This is a genomic window from Corynebacterium kalinowskii (assembly GCF_009734385.1).
In the GTDB taxonomy this organism is placed as follows: Bacteria; Actinomycetota; Actinomycetes; order Mycobacteriales; family Mycobacteriaceae; genus Corynebacterium; species Corynebacterium kalinowskii.
Window position 1 is genome coordinate 2,044,555 of record NZ_CP046452.1, and the last position, 21,089, is coordinate 2,065,643.

Genomic DNA, 21,089 nt, shown 5'->3' on the forward strand with positions numbered 1-21,089 from the left:
CGCTTCCCCACACTAGGAAAGCGGCTTTTTCTCACTGCTTAGTGATGGTGGTGGTGACCAGCCTCAGCTTGCTCTTCCGCAGGCTTTTCGACGACGGAAGCTTCCGTCGTCAGTACCATGCGAGCAACCGACGTGGCGTTGACCACGGCAGAGTGGGTGACCTTCACAGGATCGATGATGCCCATTTCCAGCAGGTTGCCATACTCCAAGGTAGCAGCGTTGAAGCCTTCACCGTTTGGCAACTCAGCGGTCTTGGCTACGACCACGGAGCCATCGACACCGGCGTTGGTGGCGATCCAGAAAGCTGGCTTGACCAGTGCGCGAGAGAGCGCGAGGATACCGATCTTGGCGTCGCCCTCAAACTCTTCAGCGTAGGTCTTGAGCTCCTGCGCGATCTGAACGAGTGCAGAGCCACCGCCAGCGATGATGCCTTCCTGTGCGGCCGCGCGGGCAGCGTTGATGGCATCTTCGACGCGGAGCTTGCGTTCGTTGACCTCGGTCTCGGTGGCAGCGCCGACCTTGATCACTGCGATGCCACCGGAGAGCTTGGCTAGGCGTTCTTCAGCCTTTTCCTTGTCCCAGGTGGAATCAGTGGTCTCGATCTCGCGGCGGATCTGCTCGCGGCGAGCTTCCACAGCTTCTGCGGTTCCGGCACCGTCGACGATGATGGTCTCGTCCTTGGTAACGGTGATGCGTCGAGCAGCACCGAACATGGACAGATCAGCCTCATTGAGGTTGATGCCGACCTCTGGGTCAACCACAGTGGCAGCAGTGACGACAGCCAGGTCATCCATGAATGCCTTGCGGCGATCACCGAAGTACGGGGACTTCACTGCCACGACCTTGAGGGTCTTGCGGATGGAGTTCACCACCAGCATTTGCAGTGGCTCGCCCTCGATATCCTCGGCAATGATGAGTACCTGCTTGCCCGACTCCACAATCTTTTCCAGCACTGGGACGAAGTCCGGCAGGGAGGAAATCTTGTTGCGCACGAGCAGGACAAGAGCGTTGTCCAGAATTGCCTGCTGAGCATCGATGTCGGTGATGAAGTACGGCGACAGGAAGCCCTTTTCAAAGGAAACACCCTCAGTCACGTCCAACACGGTCTCAAGCGACTGGGACTCTTCCACCGTCACAACACCGTCCTTGCCCACCTTGTCCATAGCGCCGGCGACCATATCGCCGATCTCCTGGTCTCGGGAGGAAACGGTAGCGACATTGGCGATCTCGGCCGACGAGGAGATCTCGGTAGCGCGAGCCTGCAGCAGCTCTAGAACCTTCTCGGTACCAGCGGCGATGCCGCGGTTGAGCTCGACCGGGTTGGCACCGGCAGCTACGTTGCGCAGGCCTTCCTGAATCATGGCCTGTGCCAGCAAGGTAGCGGTGGTGGTGCCATCGCCAGCAATGTCGTTGGTCTTGACTGCTACGGACTTGACCAGCTGCGCACCCAGGTTCTGGAACGGCTCGTCCAGATCGATCTCACGAGCAATGGTGACACCGTCGTTGGTGACGGTTGGGCCACCGAATGGCTTGTCTAGGACTACGTTGCGGCCGCGTGGGCCGAGGGTGACCTTGACAGCGTCGGCGAGAGCGTCAACGCCGGCCTGAATGCCCTTACGTGCGTCCTCGTCAAAAGCGATAAGTTTTGGCATCTAAGGCCTACTTTTCAATGACAGCGAGTACGTCACGCTGAGACAGGATGAGGTACTCCTGGCCCTGGTACTTGATCTCGGTTCCGCCGTACTTGGAGAAGATGACAACGTCACCCTCCTTGACGTCCATTGGGATGCGGTCGCCATCTTCGTCGAAGCGGCCAGCGCCCACGGCGATTACAGTTGCCTCCTGTGGCTTCTCCTTAGCGGAGTCTGGAATGACCAGGCCAGATGCGGTGGTGGTCTCAGCCTCGTTGATCTGGACGAGGATCTTGTCTTCCAAAGGCTTGATGTTTGCCACGATTAAAGCTCCTTATGAGTTGTGATGTGCCGGTTGCGATGCCTGCACAGCCGTCGTCGCGGGTGAACAACTGTGTTCTAAACAACCTACTGGCACTCTACCCTTACGAGTGCCAGCCCTCAACCACAAGGCCAAACCTATGCAAAAAAGGCCCCGTTGCAGGACATTCACCCAAGGTGAAAATCCCAAAACGGGGCCAGATCTGAAGCGCCTAAACCTACTTGTGCAGGTTGATCACTGCGCCGCGCCAGAGCTGGAAGTCTTCTGGCTCGTCATCGCGGTAATGGCGGGCGGCACGGATACCGTCGTGAATGCGCTCGATTTCAGCGTCGGTGATGTCTGCACCATCGGCTCCAACGAAGATCACTGGGCCACAGATGGCGGAGGTTGGGTCGGTGTAGAAAGCAGCGTTGCCAGTGGCAGCTTCGTTCTTTGCCATGGATGCAACAGGGTTTGGCTCTGCACCCTCTGCGCGGGCATCAGGGGAGTACAGGGCTGCAAGGGTGGTGCCGTCTTCTTGGAAGGCGACAGAGACACGGTCACTGTCAATGCGGCCTAGGAATTGAGCGGCGTGCTCGAGTTCGAATTCGATCTTGCGGCTCGTCAGGTCAGGATTTACCAGGTAACCGAGGGTCATGAAGATGCTCCCAATAGCTAGGGGAAGGATAATTACTGGTTCCCATCATACATGGGTTAATTCAATGTTTTCCTTCGGTTAAGCAAATATTCATTTATACTTGCGGGATTTCCACTTCCAACGATGGATCACAACCCACCAACAGCGAGGAGGGCGCTGCCCCCTCGTAAATCCGCTGTGCCGCTAATGCAGCAATCATGACACCGTTGTCTGTACACAACTTGAACCGTGGCACACGCAGCTCAATGCCTGCCGATGCACACCGCCGCTCTGCCAGCGACCGCAGCCGGGAATTGGCTGCCACGCCACCTCCGAGCAGCAGTACTGTTGCGCCGGTGTCTTTGCAGGCCTGCACTGCCTTCTTAGTCAAGGAATCACAACCGGCCTCCTGGAAAGACGCACACACGTCCTCCACCACGATCTGCTCCCCCGCCTTCTCAGCCGCCTCGACATAGCGAGCAACCGCAGTCTTGACACCCGAAAAGGAAAAGTCCAGCGAATTCGGGATCGCGCGCGGAAACTTGATGTTGGCCTCACCGCGAGCTGCCAACTTATCGATCACCGGACCGCCCGGATATCCCAAGCCGAGCAGGCGCGCCACCTTGTCGTAGGCTTCACCGACGGCGTCGTCAAGCGTTGCCCCCAGCTCCTTCATCGGGGCGCCGACGCTGGTGACCTCCAAAATTTGGGTGTGCCCGCCGGAGACGAGCAACGCGATGGCGTGCGGCAGCGGTTCGCCCTCCAGGTTCGCCACGGCCACGTGCCCACCAAGGTGATTGACACCGTAAAAGGGCACGCCCCATGCCGCCGCATAAGCCTTCGCTGCACTGGCACCGACCAGCAGCGCACCTGCCAGGCCAGGGCCCACTGTGGCGGCGACCGCATCTGGCTTCTCGACGCCCGCCTCTGCGAGCGCGGCGCGCATCACCGGCTGCATTGCTTCGAGGTGAGCTCGGGAGGCAATTTCGGGGACCACGCCACCGAAGCGCGCGTGCTGTTCCATCGAGGATGCGACCTGGTCAGCGAGGATTTCCATCTTGCCGTTTTCCAGCTTGATGATGCCGACGCCGGTCTCATCGCAGGAGGATTCAATACCGAGGATGATCATTGCTGTGGCTCCCGTCGCATGGTATAGGCATCAGCGCCTGAGGGTTGGTAGTAGTTCTTGCGGATCCCCATCTGCTCAAAACCATACTTTTCATACATCTTGATCGCCGGGGTGTTATCAGTGCGGACTTCGAGAAAGATGGGGCCCTTGTAGTCATCCGCTATGGCCGTCAGTTGATCCATGAGCTGAGAGGCGATGCCGCCGCCCTGGTGCGCCGGATCCACGCCAATTGTGTGGATCTCAAATTCTGGGTCGGCAAGGGGCCCGAGCAACGACAGGCCAGCATAGGCCACCAAAATACCGTCCCGCTCGAATCCGATGTAGTGGTTATTCGGTTGAGCGAACTCATGATGGAAGGCAGTTTCCGGCCACGGGTCATCACCAGGAAATAGCAGCTGCTCCAGTTCTGCGCAGCGGGCAGCATCCTTCGGCTCCAAACGTCTGATCACAGAGCAACGTCCGGGATCGCAGGGCTCTTTGGCCGCGCAGCTGGCTCTTTGGCATCAGGGCGGCGCAGATAGAGCGGGGTAAGCTTCGTCGGTTCCACTGCAAAATCCACCAACGAGACGAGCGCTGCCGGGGTTGGGTAGAGATCATGAGTGCCCGCAATCTTGTCCTGCAGGTTCTGCGGGACATTCACTGCATCAAAGCCCTCAGTATTCACATCTGCGTAGGCGTTGACCTCGGGTTCGCTGGTGCGCACGCCGTCCTGGTAGGTGGCCCAATAGACCTCGCGTCTGCGCGCGTCACTCGTCACGAGCGCGGTGCCCGGAATTTGCGCAGCTATGGCATCCAGCGAGCACACGCCGTACACCGGAATTCCCAGAGCATCAGCAAACGCAGCGCCGGTAGCCATTCCTACGCGCAGGCCGGTGAACGGACCAGGTCCCGCTCCCACGACAACAGCGTCCACATCTTGGAAAGTCTTGCCAGCCTGCTCAAGGGCGCGTTGGGTGGCAACGACAAGTTGCTCGTTATGATCGCGGCAGTCGGGCAGGATTGTTTCGCCGATCGTTCGGCCGTCAGCGACCACGCCGGACACGACGGTGGCGGTAGAGGTATCAATTGCAAGCACTAGCACGGGCTCCATCGTAGCCCCGGCAACCTACTGGGTTGAAACCCCAGCCCTTCGCTCCCAGCTCACAATCCGTGCTTCCGACTCTGGATCGGCTTCGAAAGCAGTGGTCCGATCGAGGGAGATGAACAAGTACTCATCAGCGATCTGCTCGACCAGTCCCCCACCCCATTCGGCGATCACAACGGCATCCAGCAGGTCGGTATCCAGGTCGAGGGAGTCCAATGCGCCGGACGGATCAACACCGGAATCGAGCAGGCGATAAGCATCCACGTGTACTAATTCCGGACCGCCAATCAGCGAGCGATGTTCCCGCGCAATGACGAACGTCGGGGAGGTCACTCGTCCCTTGACCTGCATGCCCCGGGCGATGCCCTGGGTGAGTGTGGTTTTGCCAGCGCCGAGCGGGCCGTCCAGGATCACGACGTCGCCGGGTTCTAGTGCCTGGCCGAGCTGCTCGCCCCACGCTTGGGTCTCGGCCGGGGTCTCAAAGCGCTCCGACCCGGTGGAAGGGAAACTAGGCTTCATTGCGACCTCCCACGTACTGGCGGACAGTGCGGCCCTTAGGCATGCAGATAACCTCGTAGTTGATGGTGCCGATGGCGTCGGCAAGCTCGGTGGCAGACATGCCGCCGTCGCCGAAGATGATGGCCTCGCTGCCCGGCGCGACGGTGTCGTCACCTAACCAGATGACGATTTGATCCATGCATACGCGTCCGACCTGCGGATAGCGTTTGCCGCCGATGCTGACTTCCAGGTGGCCTTGGGCAATACGCGGCAGGCCATCCGCATAGCCAACGGGGACCACACAGTAGTTGCCGTCCTGAGGCGCGTGCCAGGTGTGGTTGTAGGAGGTGCCTTCGCCCTGTTTGATGGTTTTACTAACGGTCACGCGGCCGGCCCAGGTCATGGCGGGCGCCAACCCGTGGTCCAAGCCAGGGATCGGCTCACAGCCATAGAGGATGAGACCAGGTCGAACCATCTGGTGCACCAGGTCCGGCCGGTTCAGTGTGGCTGGGGAATTGGCAAGGTGGTTGACAGGGATCTCGAGGCCACATTCGCGTGCCAGCTCGATGGCCCGTTCGAAGGTCTTGGCTTGAAGGTCGGTCATCGGCGATTCAGGCTCGTCTGCACTCGCTAAGTGGCTGAACAGGCCGGTCACGGTTGCACGGGCATCGCGTAGCAGCTCGAATACTTCACGCCACTGCGACTCCGGCACACCGGAGCGGTTGAGGCCGGTGTCCACTTTGATGGTCACTTCACAATCTAGTTCTGCGACAGCGCGCGCGTGCTCCATGCTCGGCACGCCGAGGGAAATGCCCTGCTTGACCACAGCAGCGATATCTTGCTCCGGGGACCAGATCCACGTAAGAATCGGCTGAGTGATGCCACCCTGCCTTAATTCGAGCGCCTCAGCAAGCGTGGCCACACCGAACTGATCTGCGCCGTTGTCGGCCAACACGCGGGCTACTTCCACCGCTCCGTGGTTGTAGGCATCGGCCTTCACCACCGCCATGACCTGCGCGGGCGCCACCTTTTGCTTGATTAGTCGTATGTTGTGTGCGATGGCGTCAAGGTCGATGCGTGTGGTGAGCAAATCCATGGTTCACCATCGTAGTCACTACCCCTGGGATCGCTCTCGCTATGTCACCCGCGAGCATCGGCCCGCCCGTCGAGCCAGCTGCGAGGGCGTGCAGGCGCACCGCCGAGGCCACCATACTTATCGACGCCTCCCAAGCCACCGCCTTCCCAATGATTCCAGCGAGCACATCCCCCGACCCCGGAGTGGCCGCCCACGAGGAACCTGCCTCGACGAGGTAGATCTCCTCGCCATCTGTGATCACGGTGACCCGGCCCTTCAGCACAACTACGGCATTGTGCTTGCGCGCCAGTTTCTGGGCGTCTGTGACCCGATCTTCCGGCTTCTTTCCGTACAGACGCGCGAATTCCCCGTCGTGCGGGGTGAGGACGGTGAAGGCAGCCCTGCCGGATAGCTGCTTCTGCACATCCGGGCTTGCCGCTAACTGGGTAAGCGCGTCGGCATCAATGACCAGCGGTTTATTGCAGTTGATGAGCTCTGCCAACATGGGGTCCTGGGTACCGACACCTGGACCGGTGAGCCAGGCTGTGGCGTCGGCAAGCTCGCCCCCAACCACAACCTCCGGCTGAGTCGCGAGCACCTGCGCCCCGCATGGCCCGACGTAGCGAACCATCGAGGAACTGGCTCGCACTGCCGCCTGCGCGCAGAGCACTGCGGCGCCCGGATACTGCTCGCTACCTGCGTGAATGCCAAGCACTCCAAGGGTGTACTTGTGATCGCGAGGCCCTGGAATCGGCCATTTTTCGATGCCCGCCGAGTATCCCCACGGCTCCCCCATCGTGATGCCGATATCCTTGAGCACGACACGACCGCAATGCTCCCACCCCAGGATGTGCGCGGGCTTGAGACCACCGAAAGTGACCGTGACCTGGGCGCTTATCGACGCCCCTTCCGCCACACCTGTCATCGGATCCACACCGCTTGGTATGTCGACGGCCACGACGGGAAAACCGTCCGACTGGTTAGCAGCATCTTCCGCGGCCCCTCGGAGCGGGCCGCGCGCGCCGATGCCGACGATCCCATCGATGATCACGTCCGGATTGCCAACGCTCGTGACCATCCGCGGGTATTTGATGGCATTGATCGCGGGAGGAATGCGGTCTGCGAGCTGCCACACTTCGATTGTTGCGCCGCGCTTTTCCAGCTCAGCGGCAGCATAGAGTGCGTCGCCGCCGTTGTTGCCGGAGCCCGCGAGAACCAGAACCTTTCGCCCATTTAGAATCTTGGCCGTCTCTACGGCCACTGCAAACGCAGCCCGTCGCATGAGACCTTCGCCGAGTTCCGCCAGTAGCGGAGCCTCTGCTTCGCGGATCTGCTCTGGGGTAAACAGCGGGGTGTGTCTCATACGACCAAATTTAGTCGCTTATAAGCCGGTGAGGACGTAAATCCAGACCTTGCCATTCATCTACACCACTCCGATGTCCGCTTTGCCAGGTGGCTAATCATTTTGGAGCGCATTCTTACCTCATGGTTCTCATGCCAAAACCACCCGCCAAGCATGCTTGTCGGGTGGTTGCTGCGGGTCACGAGTGGCGTCGTTAAGCGCCTTATTCCACGGTGACGGACTTTGCCAGGTTACGTGGCTTGTCGATGTCCTCGTTGCCGCACTGGCGAGCAATCTCAGCTGCCAGGAACTGCAGTGGCACGGTGGCCAGCAGTGGCTGCATGATCGTGGAAGACTGCGGGATGCGGATCAGCCAGTTTGCGAATGGCTCAACTGCATCGTCGCCTTCTTCAGCGATAACGATGGTCTTGGCACCACGCGCACGGATCTCCTGGATGTTGGAGACAATCTTGGAGTGCAAAACCTTCACGCCACGTGGGGAAGGAACAACGACCACCACTGGCAAATCGTCCTCGATGAGGGCGATTGGACCGTGCTTGAGCTCGCCGGCAGCGAAGCCCTCAGCGTGGATGTAGGCCAATTCCTTCAGCTTCAGTGCGCCTTCGAGCGCCACCGGGAAGCCGACACCGCGCCCGAGGAACAGCATGGTCTTGATGGCGCCAAGCACACGGGCAATTTCCATAACCTGGTCTTCGCACTGCAGAACCTCGGAGATCTTGGCCGGGATAGCCTCAAGGTTCTCCCAGATCTCCTTGATCTCATCCGGGTACTTGGTGCCCTTAGCCTGAGCCAAGGCAAGACCAACGATGTAGTTCGCGGCCACCTGTGCCAGGAACGCCTTGGTGGAGGCAACGCCGATTTCTGGGCCGGCATGCGTGTACAGCACAGCGTCAGACTCGCGTGGAATCTGGGAGCCGTTGGTGTTACACACTGCCAGGACCTTAGCGCCCTGGGTCTTGGCGTGGCGGACGGCCTCCAGGGTGTCGGCGGTTTCGCCGGACTGGGAGACGGCTACGACGAGGGTGTTGGAATCCAGCACTGGGTCGCGGTAGCGGAATTCGGAAGCGACCTCGATTTCAACCGGGATGCGTACCCAGTGTTCGATGGCGTACTTGGCCAGCAGGCCGGAGTGGTAAGCGGAGCCACAGGCGACGACGAACACCTTGTTGATGGACTTGAGTTCCTGCTCAGAGATGTTGTCCTCATCCAGGACGATCTTGCCGTCAACGAAGTGGCCGACCAGGGTGTCGCGAACTGCGTCTGGCTGCTCGAAGATTTCCTTCATCATGAAGGAGTCGTAGCCACCCTTTTCCGCAGCTGCGAGATCCCAGTCAATGGTGAACTGCTTGCCTTCGGCCGGGGTGCCGTCGAAATTCATGATTTCGTGGGAGTCAGCGGTGATGATTACAACGCTGTCCTGCCCCAGCTCGATGGCTTCCTTGGTGTGCTCGATGAACGCGGCAACGTCGGAACCGAGGAACATCTCCCCCTCGCCCACGCCCACGATCAGCGGGGTGGAGCGACGAGCAGCAATGACGGTGTCTGCGTGATCGGCGTGGGTGAACAGGAGCGTGAAGGCCCCTTCCAGGCGATTGAGCACCTTCATTGCCGAAGCTTTGAAGTCGCCAGCGGTGTCGCCCTCGTTGTACGCGAGCGCGAGCAGGTGGGTGGCAACCTCAGAGTCAGTTTCGGACTTGAGCTCGATGCCCTGCTTTTCCAGTTCAGCGCGTAGTGGAGCGAAGTTCTCGATGATGCCATTGTGAACGATCGCGACCTTGCCGTCGAAAGAAACGTGCGGGTGCGCGTTTTGATCCGTTGGACGGCCGTGGGTGGCCCAGCGGGTGTGCCCGATGGCGGTGGTTCCGACTAGCGAATCCGTGCCAACTTCGACGATGCGGTCTTCCAAGTTCGCAAGTTTGCCCGCGCGCTTGACGACGTTGATGGCACCTTCACCATTCGCAACAGCAACACCGGAGGAATCGTATCCTCGGTATTCCATGCGACGAAGTGCCTCGACAGCAACGTTCAGGCCTTGCTGCTTACCTACATATCCAACGATTCCACACATGGCGAACATTCTAATTGCAAAAGCCTTGATATTCGCTATCGGAACTCCAACTTTTTCTTGAAGGTGATTCACTTGGCTCACCGAACCCCTTCTGGCAGTCTGCTTTCCACTATCCTGGTGAACTGTGGCTGAGAATCTAAATAAGCATCTGAGTAAATTGTCCAAGCGCGGCCCGCACCGCGTCCTCGTCGGTGACCTCGAATACGCAGGTCTGCCAGGCAAGATTTACACCCCTGCTGAGGGCAATGGCCTCCCAGCCGTAGCCTTCGGGCACGACTGGATGACCGACATCAAGCGCTACCACGCGACCGTGCGCCACCTGGCCTCCTGGGGCATCGTTGTCGCTGCACCTAATACGGAAACCGGTTTCCTGCCTAATCACCGCGGTTTTGCCGCAGATCTGGAAACTGCGATTCAAATCCTCACGGGAGTAAAGCTAGGCACCGGCAGCGTGACTGTCGCCCCAGGAAAAATAGGCCTGGTAGGACATGGCATGGGCGCCGGGTGCGCAGTGCTCGCAGCCGCAGGTCGTGAACACCTGAAAGCTGTCGCTGCCCTGTACCCCGCTCTCACTTCCCCGTCTTGCGAGACTGCTGCCCAGGCTGTCACCACCCCTGGCTTCGTCTTGGGCGAATCTGAGCGCGACTTTGTCAACACCGGTAACCCGGTGAAGGTCGCTGCGAACTGGGCCGGGGCCTGCGCATACCGAGAGATCGACGGTGCCACCCAAGCCGGTTTCGCCGAGCTCTCCCTTTCCCGAGTCGCCATGGGCATGGGCCGCCCACAAACCGCGATCCAAGAGCTCACCCGTGGTCTGCTCACCGGTTTCCTCCTGCACCGTGTCGACGGCCAGAACAAGTACGAAGCCTTCTCCGATTCAACTGCAACCGCAAGAAAGGTCACCAGTTTCGATGCCACCGGCGTTCGTCTTCGCCTCGGCGACGTCGAGCACACCGCACTCTAACTGCGCGGACTTCTCAGCACCCCCTGCACCGCCGTCGACCTGCGTCTACGCACGTTTGGTCGCTGCGGTGCTTTGCTTTTCGACGCCCATTCTTGCGCTTTCTCCGCCACCACGCGGGACTGCGCAAGCTCAGCCTCAAACGCTTCAACGCGCTGCTGAGCTCGCTGCCTGAAGCGTTCCATCACCGTGTCAAAGTCAGGCTTCACCAGGCACCCGCTTTCCTAGCGATCCCACTTCCTACCAGCTCCTTTTCTGGATGTGCTGGCTCCGGAATTGGGGCTGGTTCTGGGGCTGGAGCCGGAGGTGGCTCAGGCACGTTCTGCTTTGGTGGCGGAGGCGGTTCAGGCACGTTCTGTTTCGGCGGCGGAGGCGGTTCAGGCACGTTCTGTTTCGGCGGCGGAGGCGGTTCAGGCACGTTCTGTTTCGGCGGCGGAGGCGGTTCTGCTGCCGCGGGTTCCGGTTCAGGCACAGGATTTGGCGCAGGTTCCGGAACTGGTGGTTCTGGCGGTGCCGACAGGAACTCCTCAGCGGCCATCACTAATGCTCCGATGACCGCAATCGCGATGCCGATCCCGAGAACGCTTGCGATAGAGCTACCACCAGATTCCGGGCACTCTGGTTTGGGAGCTTCTTCCACGCACTCAGACTCCGCGGGTTCAACCTTTGTCGGTTCCACATCTTGAGCTGATGTCTCGCATTTGTGTTCTGGCTCTGGACATGGCGCTTGGCGCTCGGGTAGCTCAACCTCCGGTTGTTTAACTCCGGGTAGTTTCAGGTCTGGTTGTTTTGCCTCGGGTGGCGTCGCAGCAGCAGGAACTGTTTTCACCGGTTCAGGTTTGTCGCATGCTGAAGCAGGCTCGAGCACGGACTTGATAGGCGCCGGAGGAGCGGAAGCAGGAACAACTGGAGCCGCTGAAGCGGGCTCAGAGGCACAAGGTGTCGCCGGTGGCGTGGCAGGTGAGGCTGCTGGTGGCGTCGATACGCCAGCCGGGGCGGTTGGGGCATCGCAGGCTGCCGGAATGTCGGAAACCTTTTCGCCGCAGATCTCGGCACCCCGCTGGATGATTGCGTTGTAGATGTCCGAGAGGCAGCGATCGCGATCCTGCGCCAGTCCGATCACGGCGTTGCCACACTCATTGACCAGGGAATCTGCCGCACAGAGGACGTCACGGTACTGGTCAGGGTTTTCGCTTTTGTCAATGAGCCCAAGCAACAAACACAGCTGCTTGACCTGGGAGTTTGTTGAAGAGCACAGGTTCTCTGCGATCGCACAGGTGGAATCTTCTGCTTCATCGATTTTGTCGGCGCCCTCAGTAACCTCGGAGCCGAACTCCTGGGAATCACGGTCGCTACGCCACCACTCGTAGGCCTTTTCAAGCACCGTTTCGGCAACAAGACCGCCCACCAATCCAGCGAGTGCGAGGGAAATTTTACGCAGAATATCCTTTGACTTCATGCCCTCGGGACGCCCACCGTTGGCAATGTCGCGGGTCTTATCACGCAAAGCGTCGGTGTCGATGCCCTTGGTGCTGTCGAGTGCATCGTGGATCCGCTCGGGAGGGTGCGCTGGGCCGTTCCAATCGCCTCCCGCGGCATTCCTCAGCGCCTCAACGGCCTCGTCGTACAGGTTCTTGGCCGACTCAGTCCCCTTGCCACCCTTACCTTTGCCTTTGCCCTTTCCACCTTTCATTTTGCCCATCGCTAGCGCCCCGCAATCAATCCAGAAACCGAGCCAAGCTCACGCGAGGACGTGCCGTCTGCATCTGCTACGGTCGTCACCTCGGTGTGAGCTGCGGTTCCGACGGCCGCGGTGCGTCGCATTAGTTCCAAATTTCGGGCATGCAACGCGGTGAAGATGCGGTCGAGTGCGACGCCATGATCGCCGAAGTCCCGACCTGCGGCGGTCGCCGTATAACCCGGTATGGCCTGCTGGTGCTTGTCGATTTCGGCTTCAGTGTCGTCGACAAGCTCGCGCAACAGCCCCCTGCTCAGCGCGGTGTCAATAGCTAAATTGAACACAAAAATTCCCCCTTGGATAGTCAAAAAGTGAAAACCCCTTCACTAGTTTTGACTGTCCAAAGGGGGCAAAAGGTTCCCTTTTGGTCGAAAATTTACACAGCGGCTACAACGGCAGCGAGCTGACCTGCGATTCTCACGGCGGTGTCGGCATCAGCTGCCTCGACCATAACGCGGAAGATTTCCTCGGTTCCGGAGGCCCGCAGCAGAACGCGACCGGTCTCGCCTAGCTCGTCTTCTGCAGCTTCGATTGCTGCAAGTACGCGCGGATCCCCCATGATGATGGTTTTGTCCGTCACAGGCACGTTGATGAGCTTCTGAGGCAGCACCTTCATCGCCTCAGCGAGGATCTTCAGCGACAGCTTCGTCTCTGCCATGCGAGCCATCAGTGCCAAGCCGGTCAGCGTTCCGTCTCCGGTCGTCCCGTAATCAGGGATGACGATGTGACCGGACTGTTCGCCGCCGAGCGCGAGGTCAGAGTTGCGCAGCTCTTCAAGAACATAACGGTCGCCCACCTTGGTGGTCTTGACCTCGATGCCAGCCTCCTTCATCGCCAGCATCAGTCCGAGATTGGACATGACAGTGGCAACCAGCGTGTTCTTGCGCAAGGAATTGTTGTCCTTCATCGCGATCGCAAGGATGGCCATGATCTGATCTCCATCAACCACGTTGCCCTCGGCATCGACAGCCAGACAGCGGTCGGCGTCGCCATCGTGGGAAAGGCCGATGTCAGCACCATGCTTCACGACGGCCTTCTGGATCTGCTCGATGTGGGTGGAGCCACAATCCTCGTTGATGTTATAGGCATTTGGCTCGTTGTGAATAGCCACGACTTCAGCACCAGCTGCAGCATAAGCCAGTGGCGCAACTTCGGAGGCAGCGCCGTTGGCACAGTCCACGACAACCTTGATACCCGACAGGTCCGCCTTGACGGCCTGACCGAGGTGGCCTAGGTAGCGTTCCTGCGCATCTGGAGCTTCTTCGATCACGCGACCAACACCATGGCCAGTTGGACCCTGATCGACCATCGAGTTCATGTAGCTCTCGATTTCGTCCTCCACCTCATCGGCGAGCTTGTGCCCACCGGCAGCGAAGAACTTGATGCCGTTGTCCGGCATTGGGTTGTGGCTGGCAGAGATCATGACGCCCATGTCAGCACCATAATCATCAGTCAGGTATGCAACAGCCGGGGTTGGCAGCACGCCGACACGCAGCACGTCGACGCCACGGGACGCCATGCCAGCAGCCAGCGCAGCGGCGAGCATCTCACCAGAGACTCGTGGGTCACGTCCGACCACTGCAGTTGGGCGTCGCTTGGAGGTCCGGTTCTCTCGCGTCAGAACTTCCGCTGCAGCTTGCCCCAGGCGTAGCGCCAGGTTCACGGTCAGAGTTTCATTGGCGAGTCCGCGCACGCCATCAGTGCCAAATAGTCGAGTCATAAATTTCATTATGACACGGCGTTGTTTAGAAAATACTGGAAGAACCCCGATGTGACACCTTTAATTTGTTTGTTGCTATCAATTCGGGTGGGTTTTAGAGTTCTTGGGAAAGCCGATATGAATTTCTATTTTCAATAGTGAATTACATTCACAAACACCTCAGAAACGGCGAAAGCCGCCCCTGCCAGAAGCAGAAGCGGCCAAGGCCAAACAAGCGAAGATTAACGCTTGGAGTACTGAGGTGCACGACGTGCCTTGTGCAGACCAGCCTTCTTACGTTCGACAGCACGAGCGTCACGGGTAAGGAAGCCAGCCTTCTTCAGGGCTGCGCGGTCAGCAGGGTTGTACGCGTTGAGCGCACGGGCGATAGCCAGACGCATTGCGCCTGCCTGGCCGGTTGGGCCGCCACCGGTGAGGTTAGCGACGATGTCGAACTGACCTTCGCGGTCGATCAGGACCAAAGGAGCCTTGATCAGCTGCTGGTGCAGCTTGTTCGGGAAGTAATCTTCCAGGGAACGGCCGTTGCACTTGAACTCGCCGGTGCCTGGCACCATGCGAACGCGAACGATGGCGCGCTTACGACGACCAACGGTCTGGATTGGGCCATCCATGACGATCGGAGCAACTTCAGCAGCCTCTTCGGTTGCCTCAGGAGCAACGATGTCGCCAATGGTGTTGGTGAACTCTTCGGTAGCAGCGGTTGCAGCAGCGATGTCTGCAGCGTCAGCCTGAAGATCCTGGTTCTCGGTTACGTTCTGTTCAGTCATTACTGTGCCACCTGCTTGATCTCGAAGGTCTCAGGCTTCTGAGCAGCGTATGGGTGCTCAGCGCCAGGGAACACGTGCAGCTTCTTCACGGATGCGCGAGTCAGCTTGTTGTGCGGCATCATGCCCTCGATTGCCTCGAAGACAACGCGCTCTGGGTGCAGTTCCATGGAGCGACCCAGGGAAAGAGTCGTAAGGCCACCTGGGTACCCAGAGTGACGGTAGCGGAACTCGGTGTTGCGCTTGTTAGCAGAGATGTGAACCTTGTCAGCGTTGATCACGATTACGTGGTCGCCACAGTCAACGTTTGGGGCAAAGGTTGGCTTGCCCTTGCCGCGGAGCAGGTCAGCAGCGGTTACTGCCAAGCGACCCAGAACCACGTCAGTGGCATCGATGACGTACCACTTACGGGTAATGTCACCGCTCTTAGGGTGAAAAGTAGACAAAATGACTCCTTATAAGTCTGTCTAGAACTGCCAGCCAAATCGCGTGTGCCAAACACTCAAAAGTTCGGCGGCCGGTGGAGACCCGAATCAGCATTGCCCAATAATGGGCGACACACACAGAGATCCAAGCCTAAGGCACCGCCCCCTAAAAATAAAAATCGCGCAGGTTTCACCTCCTGCTCGCCTTCCACAACGAGCATCCTTGGAGGGAAACTTGCGCGATTAACAGACCCCGAGTTGTTTACAAATGTAGTTCTTTAGCCCCAGCTTGCTGCGGCCATGCGGTTGATGTCACCCATGCGGTCGTTGCCCTCACGCACGGTCTTGGAAATCGTCGCCAAAATAGTGTTGAGTTCCGCGGCGGCCTTGTCCCACTTGGTCTGTGCCTCACCGTAAGCCGCAGCAGCTTCACCTTCCCAGGTGGAAACCATCGGCTGGAGCTGAGCCTTCAAGTCGTCGAGAAGCGCGTTGATGCGACCGGAAGTGGAGTTGATATCAGAGGCAGCAGCCTCAATTTCGCCGAATTGGTACTTGATTACAGATTCCATGTTTCCCCCTTATGTTTTAGAGCTTGAGGCCCTGAGATTCGATGGTGCTGAAGGAGGAAGCGTTTTCGGCTTCCATGCCCTCAAAGTTCTTGGCGTTGGAACGGATATTGTCCGAGATGTCCTGCAGCGCCTCCTGCAAGTCGCGCGCGGACGTGTTCCAGCGGTTCATCAGTCCATCAAAGCTGACCTGTGCGTTACCAGCCCAGCTGCCACGCAGTCCGTCGACGGTACCGCGTAGGCGGGTCAGTTCGCCCTGTACCTCTGCGTTGGTGCTGTCGACGCGGCCTGCTGCCGCCACCATGACATCGGCTTCAGTCCTAAAAATTTGAGTCATTGTCGCCCTCCCCGAAAATGAGTGTTGTGTAGTGCGGGCCAAGTAATTTGTGCCCTCATTATGTTTAGACTCCGAAAGTGACCTAAAAGGTTCCACTTGCTGCCGAGAATTATTTGAAATCGAGCGTTTCCACGGCTTTTCGGCAGGCCGCGCGATGGGACAGGGATGCCCCGGATTTGGTGTGGCACCCCACACTGAACTGGTGATCCTTGGCTACCCACGCCACCCAGTGCACTTCGGAGCCGTCGCCGGGTTCCTCGAGGTATTCCACAGTGGGTTCCCCAGGCCGAAGATTCCGGTTGGGTTGATCAGACAGCAAGGGATCATCGGTCACCATCGCTGCGATTTCCGTGCGGATTGCTGCCGCATCCACCCCAAAAATTGGGTCCACTGCGACCACGATGCGCAGCGCCGGGTCTCGTCCTGTGGCTACCAGCAGTCCCTCTTCGCGCGGCGCCATTGTGAATCCGGCCGGAACCTGCATTCGCACCCGGTCATGCTCCACGACCACCAAAGTCGCAGGTTCTGGCGCAGCCGTCGTTTCTACCTCCGGCTCTGCGACGGGCTCCTGCGCCGTCGGGGATTCGATCCCCCACCAGCTAAAACCAAGCACTGTAAAGATGACTGCCGCGATGGCGACATGAAACAAGCTCAATGAAGGAAGAGCTGCTTTGCGACGCCCCTTGGTCGGCCGTTTCAGCACTGGCGCCACCGGCTCCGCAACTTCCACGGCATCGTATGCCGCGATTCCTTTGTTGAGCAGCGTCCTTGTCAGTACCTCTACAGCTCGATCTGGACCGCGAACAGCCACTTCGATTTCGGGCCACTGTCCATCGGCCATCACCTTGATCTGATCGACAACCGCCGCTACCGCCCATCCCGCGAGGATTCCGGAACAGGGCAGATCAAACCGGTGGATCTGTTCGCCTGCGTCGAAAATGGTGGCGCCATCGAGCACCTCTACCTTGATGACTTTCACTTCTCCCCCTGGTAATAGGTCGCTACATGGCAAGCTCCGATCGTCGTTCCAGCGACCTGCCACACTCCCCTGCCCGGGATTTGGCGCGTCGGCTTCACCCCGAAGATGCGCCCCTCGTCAGCATCAGCATCGAGCAGTAGCACGCTTGGCGAGTTGTCCTTCACCGCTGCGAAGAATTGTGTGTACAGGGCGCGGCCGATGCCACCGGACTTGCGGGCAATCACGATGTGTAGGCCGATATCGCGGGAGTGTGGAATGAGCTCGATGAGCGGATGGAGGGCAGTATCCGTAATGAGGTCGGTGTCGTCGATAAGCACGTAGATCTCCGGGCCCTGCCACCAGGACCGCGCCTTGAGCTCTGCCGCTGTGACTTCGGGGCCGGGCAATCGACTTCGGAGCGTGGTAGCAGTGTTGACAACCGCGGTGGCGATCGAATCCGCAGTGCCGCCATAGGCTGCGACCATCTCCTCCGGGAAAACATCGAGATGGCTGCGGCGCGGGTCGAGGATGACGAGACGCGCCCGGTCGCGCCCGAGCTTTGCGACGCCCTGACCAATAGTCCGCAGGAACGTCGACTTACCTGACCCTTGGCCGCCGATGCACAGCACGTGCGGAGAGTGGTCTGGATCCCAGCCGAGGGGACCCAAATCCCGTCCGCCGATGCCGAAGATGATGCCCTCACCAGGTCCAACGCTCGCCAGCGACAAGGTGGCTGGCAACTCTTTAAGACGTGGCACCGGTTCCATGCCGCTGCTTCGAGAGGCCAAGATGACATGACCGATGTCTTGATTGGAAGAGTGAGCGATGAGGATCGATTCTCCGTCAGCGTTCAGCCCTCGACCAGGCTTGTTGGGGAGCTTTTGTTGGGCTTTGCGGTTGATGACCGAGTCCATGGGCTCACCGAGTCGCAGTTCGATGCGGGTACCCATGAGATCGCGAATGGCAGGGCGCACTTGGGTCCAGCGCGGGGTGCTGAGCACGAGGTGGACGCGGGAAGCGAGGCCATCAGCGGCGATAGTAACGAGCGAGTCGTAGACATCATCGAAGTCTGCAGTGAGCCCGTGCCATCCATCAACCACCAGGTAGGTGTGGCGGTGTTCTGGCCGCTCCACCAGACCCATCACCTCGTCCACGATTCGGCGGACCTTTTCTGGCTGTGACTTGTTCGCCACGCCCGCCACATGTGGCACCGAGGCTAGCGCGGCAAGTTCGGTACCGCTGAGGTCGAGAACGTAGAAACGCACGTTATCCGTGGAATGCGTGGCGGCGAGCGAGAGGACAAGCGTGCGCAGCGCCGTCGTTTTTCCAGAACGCGGACCGCCACAAACGGCCACATGGCCATCTCCGCCGCTGAGATCGGCGATGAAAGGATCTTGTCGCTGCAGGTAAGGGCGATCCACCACGCCGATTGCCGCCAGATTCTCGCCGACCTGATCGGCCACACCAGCCAGTGGCAAGACCTCTGGCAGCGGCGGCAGCCACAGCTGGTGCGCGCGGTGCCTACCCAGATTGCCAGCTTCCACAATCAGTTCGCTCACGGCACCCAACACAGTGCGCGAACTGTCTAGTTCGTAGGCTGCAGAGTCTTCGTCGTCTGACTCCCATCCGGTAAACAAGCGCACCGCCGTCGGAGTCGTGCCTGTGCCGGAGACTTGTACGGGCACCGGCCCCGACACATAGCTCGCTTGGAAGCGGGTGACATCGGCGGCATCGGACTTCAGAAAGCCCGCGCCGGGCTGGGCAGGCAGATGGTAGGCGTCTACCACCCCGAGCACTTGCCTGGATTCTGAGGCCGAAAAGGTTTTCAGTCCGATGCGATAGGACAAGTGCGAGTCCAAGCCGCGGAGTCGCCCTTCCTCAAGCCGCTGACTGGCAAGCAACAAATGCATTTGCAGGGAACGACCAAGGCGGCCCACCGCCACAAATAGATCGGCGAAATCAGGGTGCTGTCCGAGCAGCTCCGAAAACTCATCGAGCACAATCACCAACGCTGGCAGCGGTGGCAGGTGAGGCATGGTCGTCGCCCGAGCCTTGCGATAGTCATGCACATTGGCAAAGCTTCCGGCTGCGCGGAGCACCTCCTGCCTGCGGTTAAGCTCACCACTGATCGCATCGTGCATGCGCTCGACCAGGCTCGCTTCCTCCGCCAAGTTGGTAATCACCGCCGATGTGTGCGGTAGTTCCTCTAGGCCAAGGAAAGTCGCGCCACCCTTGAAGTCCACCAGCACAAAATTCAGCTCCTCCGGGGAGTGCGTCAGCGCCAACGAGAGCACAAAACTTTTGAGCAGTTCTGACTTACCGGATCCCGTGGCTCCCACGCACAACCCGTGCGGGCCCACGCCACCATGCGCCGATTCCTTGATGTCCAGCTGTACCGGCGATCCAGTCTCACTCACGCCAATCGGCACCACAAGCTGCTGTTTGAGGGACCGTTCGCTCCTCCACAACCCCGGCGCGCTTATCGACGCCACATCCGCGTATCCGTGTAGCCCCAAGAAATCGAGAGTCTGGCGTTTGCCTTCCTGGGGGCGTCGATAAGCGGTCATCGGACGCGCGCACTGGAGCGCGACTGCCTCGGTGACTAAATCGGCAGAGCCAATATCCTCGAGCCCGCCTTCGGTGTGGACGGTGAGGGTTCGCGATTCGTCGGCGCTGACGGTGAGGGCGAGACCTTCGCTGATGGCGAGAGCGCCAAGCTCACTGTGTTCATGAACTCCGACACCAATGATGCACGTCCACTGCGGGTCGAACAGATCGGCATCTTCAACCCCATCGCCTGCAACGATGAGGATCCGGAAGTGCGAATGTGACATCTCTCGGGTGTGAGGCAGCCACTTGAGCCAGTCGAAACCCACACCGCGCACTTTCAACCCCACACATTCCGGGCCGTGGTGAAACGCCAGTTGCATGATCATGGCTCGCACCAGCTCTTCTGCAAAGGCGCCACCTACACTGACGTATCGGAAAGCTTGCAGCTGTACCGCGATCGGCATGTCAGGAACCGAGCCCACTGACCGAACTGTGTGTCGCAGCGCCACCGCACACACGGGGTCCAGGTCCTCAGGGGCGCCGGAATCCGCTACGGACACCGGCGTGCACAGCGCGGTTGCACCGAGGCCGATCCGAATCTCTAACGCATCGGGGTCAGCGGCAGCCCGTTCCCACATGCGCCGACTTCCTACGAAGCTGCCGAGGTGCAGCGGGTCGGGATGCTTGTGCACCTCCGCAGCTCGCTGCTGCGAGGCATTGGCAAGCGCGGTATCGCGAATTGCGCCGAGGTGCCGAACGAAGGCGCGCCGGGTGTCATCGATGTCCTCGCTCGGCGCATTGCCGAACATAGTCGCCATGCTGAGGAGCATCATGACGGGAAACATCAGAAGCATGGGATGCGCCGCGCCTCCCCGAGTGATCATCAGCGCGACCATGCCACCAATCATGACCAGCATGATCACCGGCATGAGGATGCGGATCAGCGGCAACGGTTGTGGCTTCATCGCCGGCGGCACTTTCTCCGTGGCCAAGCTACCCGACGGCGCAGGCGGGGCCGGCTCTCGTTCGGCTATCGTGAGCGGCTGGACAACAATCTCCCCAGCCTCGGTGTTATTAAGCGTGTCTAAAGATGGCGACACCGTAGTCATGGTTCCCCCTGTTCATGAGCTCATCCACCCGCTTCCCCCGAAGCGTTGAGTGGACACGCGTGCAAGTTTAGGCCATGCTGTCGGTGTCCGCAGTCACAGTTTTCCATCGGTGGCTGCGCTGCCTCACAGGTGCCAAGGGGGTTGGCGCGTGAGGCACTCAAGTTTCTCGACGTTT

General features: G+C 59.7%; 21 protein-coding genes. 1 reads left to right on the forward strand and 20 read right to left on the reverse strand.

The features are described 5' to 3' along the window. Nucleotides 1–38 precede the first annotated feature (38 nt). The 10 genes from groL to glmS form a co-directional block, all read right to left on the reverse strand. Nucleotides 39–1,652 carry a chaperonin GroEL gene (gene groL / locus CKALI_RS09710; RefSeq protein ID WP_156193159.1) on the reverse strand — a complete coding sequence of 538 codons (1,614 nt, stop codon included), beginning with the start codon at nucleotides 1,650–1,652 and terminating at the stop codon, nucleotides 39–41. 7 nt (nucleotides 1,653–1,659) lie between these two features. Then, complete coding sequence (gene groES, locus CKALI_RS09715; RefSeq protein WP_156193160.1) at nucleotides 1,660–1,953, reverse strand: co-chaperone GroES; 294 nt, start codon at nucleotides 1,951–1,953, stop codon at nucleotides 1,660–1,662. Between the two features lie 217 nt (nucleotides 1,954–2,170). After that, nucleotides 2,171–2,590 (reverse strand): hypothetical protein, encoded by a 420-nt coding sequence (locus tag CKALI_RS09720; protein ID WP_156193161.1) that lies wholly within the window; start codon nucleotides 2,588–2,590, stop codon nucleotides 2,171–2,173. 94 nt (nucleotides 2,591–2,684) lie between these two features. Then, entirely contained in the window at nucleotides 2,685–3,698 is a 1,014-nt protein-coding gene (tsaD, locus tag CKALI_RS09725; RefSeq protein ID WP_156193162.1) for a tRNA (adenosine(37)-N6)-threonylcarbamoyltransferase complex transferase subunit TsaD, read from the reverse strand. Further along, the gene (rimI, locus tag CKALI_RS09730) at nucleotides 3,695–4,147 is read right to left on the reverse strand and encodes a ribosomal protein S18-alanine N-acetyltransferase (protein WP_156193163.1); all 453 of its coding nucleotides are present in this window, start codon (nucleotides 4,145–4,147) and stop codon (nucleotides 3,695–3,697) included. The genes tsaD and rimI overlap by 4 nt, the downstream gene beginning before the upstream one ends. Beyond that, the gene (gene tsaB, locus CKALI_RS09735; protein WP_156193164.1) at nucleotides 4,144–4,779 is read right to left on the reverse strand and encodes a tRNA (adenosine(37)-N6)-threonylcarbamoyltransferase complex dimerization subunit type 1 TsaB; all 636 of its coding nucleotides are present in this window, start codon (nucleotides 4,777–4,779) and stop codon (nucleotides 4,144–4,146) included. The genes rimI and tsaB overlap by 4 nt, the downstream gene beginning before the upstream one ends. 24 nt (nucleotides 4,780–4,803) lie before the next feature. After that, nucleotides 4,804–5,301 (reverse strand): tRNA (adenosine(37)-N6)-threonylcarbamoyltransferase complex ATPase subunit type 1 TsaE, encoded by a 498-nt coding sequence (tsaE, locus tag CKALI_RS09740; protein ID WP_156193165.1) that lies wholly within the window; start codon nucleotides 5,299–5,301, stop codon nucleotides 4,804–4,806. Continuing rightward, nucleotides 5,291–6,376 carry an alanine racemase gene (alr, locus tag CKALI_RS09745; protein WP_156193166.1) on the reverse strand — a complete coding sequence of 362 codons (1,086 nt, stop codon included), beginning with the start codon at nucleotides 6,374–6,376 and terminating at the stop codon, nucleotides 5,291–5,293. Before alr ends, tsaE begins: the two co-directional genes overlap by 11 nt. Then, nucleotides 6,345–7,718 carry an NAD(P)H-hydrate epimerase gene (locus CKALI_RS09750; protein WP_156193167.1) on the reverse strand — a complete coding sequence of 458 codons (1,374 nt, stop codon included), beginning with the start codon at nucleotides 7,716–7,718 and terminating at the stop codon, nucleotides 6,345–6,347. The genes alr and CKALI_RS09750 overlap by 32 nt, the downstream gene beginning before the upstream one ends. 202 nt (nucleotides 7,719–7,920) lie before the next feature. Further along, the gene (glmS, locus tag CKALI_RS09755; protein ID WP_156193168.1) at nucleotides 7,921–9,786 is read right to left on the reverse strand and encodes a glutamine--fructose-6-phosphate transaminase (isomerizing); all 1,866 of its coding nucleotides are present in this window, start codon (nucleotides 9,784–9,786) and stop codon (nucleotides 7,921–7,923) included. A gap of 124 nt (nucleotides 9,787–9,910) precedes the next feature. Here glmS and CKALI_RS09760 point away from each other — a divergent pair, with 124 nt between their 5' ends. After that, nucleotides 9,911–10,750, forward strand: a complete 840-nt coding sequence (locus CKALI_RS09760) for a dienelactone hydrolase family protein (protein ID WP_156193169.1) — start codon at nucleotides 9,911–9,913, stop codon at nucleotides 10,748–10,750. Here the strand turns inward: CKALI_RS09760 and CKALI_RS09765 are convergent. From CKALI_RS09765 to eccCa, 10 genes are all read right to left on the reverse strand, one after another. After that, nucleotides 10,747–10,956, reverse strand: coding sequence for a hypothetical protein (locus CKALI_RS09765; RefSeq protein ID WP_156193170.1), 210 nt, complete (start codon nucleotides 10,954–10,956; stop codon nucleotides 10,747–10,749). The genes CKALI_RS09760 and CKALI_RS09765 overlap by 4 nt on opposite strands. After that, complete coding sequence (locus CKALI_RS09770) at nucleotides 10,953–12,440, reverse strand: hypothetical protein (RefSeq protein WP_156193171.1); 1,488 nt, start codon at nucleotides 12,438–12,440, stop codon at nucleotides 10,953–10,955. Before CKALI_RS09770 ends, CKALI_RS09765 begins: the two co-directional genes overlap by 4 nt. Before the next feature lie 11 nt (nucleotides 12,441–12,451). Further along, nucleotides 12,452–12,769 carry a hypothetical protein gene (locus CKALI_RS09775; RefSeq protein WP_156193172.1) on the reverse strand — a complete coding sequence of 106 codons (318 nt, stop codon included), beginning with the start codon at nucleotides 12,767–12,769 and terminating at the stop codon, nucleotides 12,452–12,454. A gap of 92 nt (nucleotides 12,770–12,861) precedes the next feature. Continuing rightward, a complete protein-coding gene (glmM, locus tag CKALI_RS09780) occupies nucleotides 12,862–14,205 on the reverse strand; it encodes a phosphoglucosamine mutase (RefSeq protein ID WP_156193173.1) in 1,344 nt (447 codons plus the stop codon). Between the two features lie 221 nt (nucleotides 14,206–14,426). After that, entirely contained in the window at nucleotides 14,427–14,972 is a 546-nt protein-coding gene (rpsI, locus tag CKALI_RS09785) for a 30S ribosomal protein S9 (protein WP_156193174.1), read from the reverse strand. After that, nucleotides 14,972–15,415, reverse strand: a complete 444-nt coding sequence (gene rplM / locus CKALI_RS09790) for a 50S ribosomal protein L13 (protein WP_156193175.1) — start codon at nucleotides 15,413–15,415, stop codon at nucleotides 14,972–14,974. Before rplM ends, rpsI begins: the two co-directional genes overlap by 1 nt. Nucleotides 15,416–15,672: 257 nt before the next feature. Further along, nucleotides 15,673–15,963, reverse strand: coding sequence for a WXG100 family type VII secretion target (locus CKALI_RS09795; RefSeq protein ID WP_156193176.1), 291 nt, complete (start codon nucleotides 15,961–15,963; stop codon nucleotides 15,673–15,675). A gap of 16 nt (nucleotides 15,964–15,979) precedes the next feature. Further along, complete coding sequence (locus CKALI_RS09800) at nucleotides 15,980–16,297, reverse strand: WXG100 family type VII secretion target (protein ID WP_156193177.1); 318 nt, start codon at nucleotides 16,295–16,297, stop codon at nucleotides 15,980–15,982. Between the two features lie 109 nt (nucleotides 16,298–16,406). Continuing rightward, on the reverse strand, nucleotides 16,407–17,276 hold the full coding sequence (locus tag CKALI_RS09805) for a type VII secretion-associated protein (protein ID WP_156193178.1): 870 nt from the start codon (nucleotides 17,274–17,276) through the stop codon (nucleotides 16,407–16,409). Continuing rightward, a complete protein-coding gene (gene eccCa, locus CKALI_RS09810) occupies nucleotides 17,273–20,914 on the reverse strand; it encodes a type VII secretion protein EccCa (RefSeq protein ID WP_156193179.1) in 3,642 nt (1,213 codons plus the stop codon). The genes CKALI_RS09805 and eccCa overlap by 4 nt, the downstream gene beginning before the upstream one ends. Nucleotides 20,915–21,089 lie beyond the last annotated feature (175 nt).

Excerpts from the sequence above, each read along its gene's own strand:
- groL (WP_156193159.1), bottom strand. The coding sequence starts at position 1,652 with ATGCCAAAACTTATCGCTTTTGACGAGGACGCACGTAAGGGCATTCAG.
- CKALI_RS09720 (WP_156193161.1), bottom strand. The coding sequence starts at position 2,590 with ATGACCCTCGGTTACCTGGTAAATCCTGACCTGACGAGCCGCAAGATC.
- tsaD (WP_156193162.1), bottom strand. The coding sequence starts at position 3,698 with ATGATCATCCTCGGTATTGAATCCTCCTGCGATGAGACCGGCGTCGGC.
- tsaE (WP_156193165.1), bottom strand. The coding sequence starts at position 5,301 with ATGAAGCCTAGTTTCCCTTCCACCGGGTCGGAGCGCTTTGAGACCCCG.
- alr (WP_156193166.1), bottom strand. The coding sequence starts at position 6,376 with ATGGATTTGCTCACCACACGCATCGACCTTGACGCCATCGCACACAAC.
- CKALI_RS09750 (WP_156193167.1), bottom strand. The coding sequence starts at position 7,718 with ATGAGACACACCCCGCTGTTTACCCCAGAGCAGATCCGCGAAGCAGAG.
- glmS (WP_156193168.1), bottom strand. The coding sequence starts at position 9,786 with ATGTGTGGAATCGTTGGATATGTAGGTAAGCAGCAAGGCCTGAACGTT.
- CKALI_RS09770 (WP_156193171.1), bottom strand. The coding sequence starts at position 12,440 with ATGAAAGGTGGAAAGGGCAAAGGCAAAGGTAAGGGTGGCAAGGGGACT.
- glmM (WP_156193173.1), bottom strand. The coding sequence starts at position 14,205 with ATGACTCGACTATTTGGCACTGATGGCGTGCGCGGACTCGCCAATGAA.
- rpsI (WP_156193174.1), bottom strand. The coding sequence starts at position 14,972 with ATGACTGAACAGAACGTAACCGAGAACCAGGATCTTCAGGCTGACGCT.
- CKALI_RS09795 (WP_156193176.1), bottom strand. The coding sequence starts at position 15,963 with ATGGAATCTGTAATCAAGTACCAATTCGGCGAAATTGAGGCTGCTGCC.
- CKALI_RS09800 (WP_156193177.1), bottom strand. The coding sequence starts at position 16,297 with ATGACTCAAATTTTTAGGACTGAAGCCGATGTCATGGTGGCGGCAGCA.
- eccCa (WP_156193179.1), bottom strand. The coding sequence starts at position 20,914 with ATGACTACGGTGTCGCCATCTTTAGACACGCTTAATAACACCGAGGCT.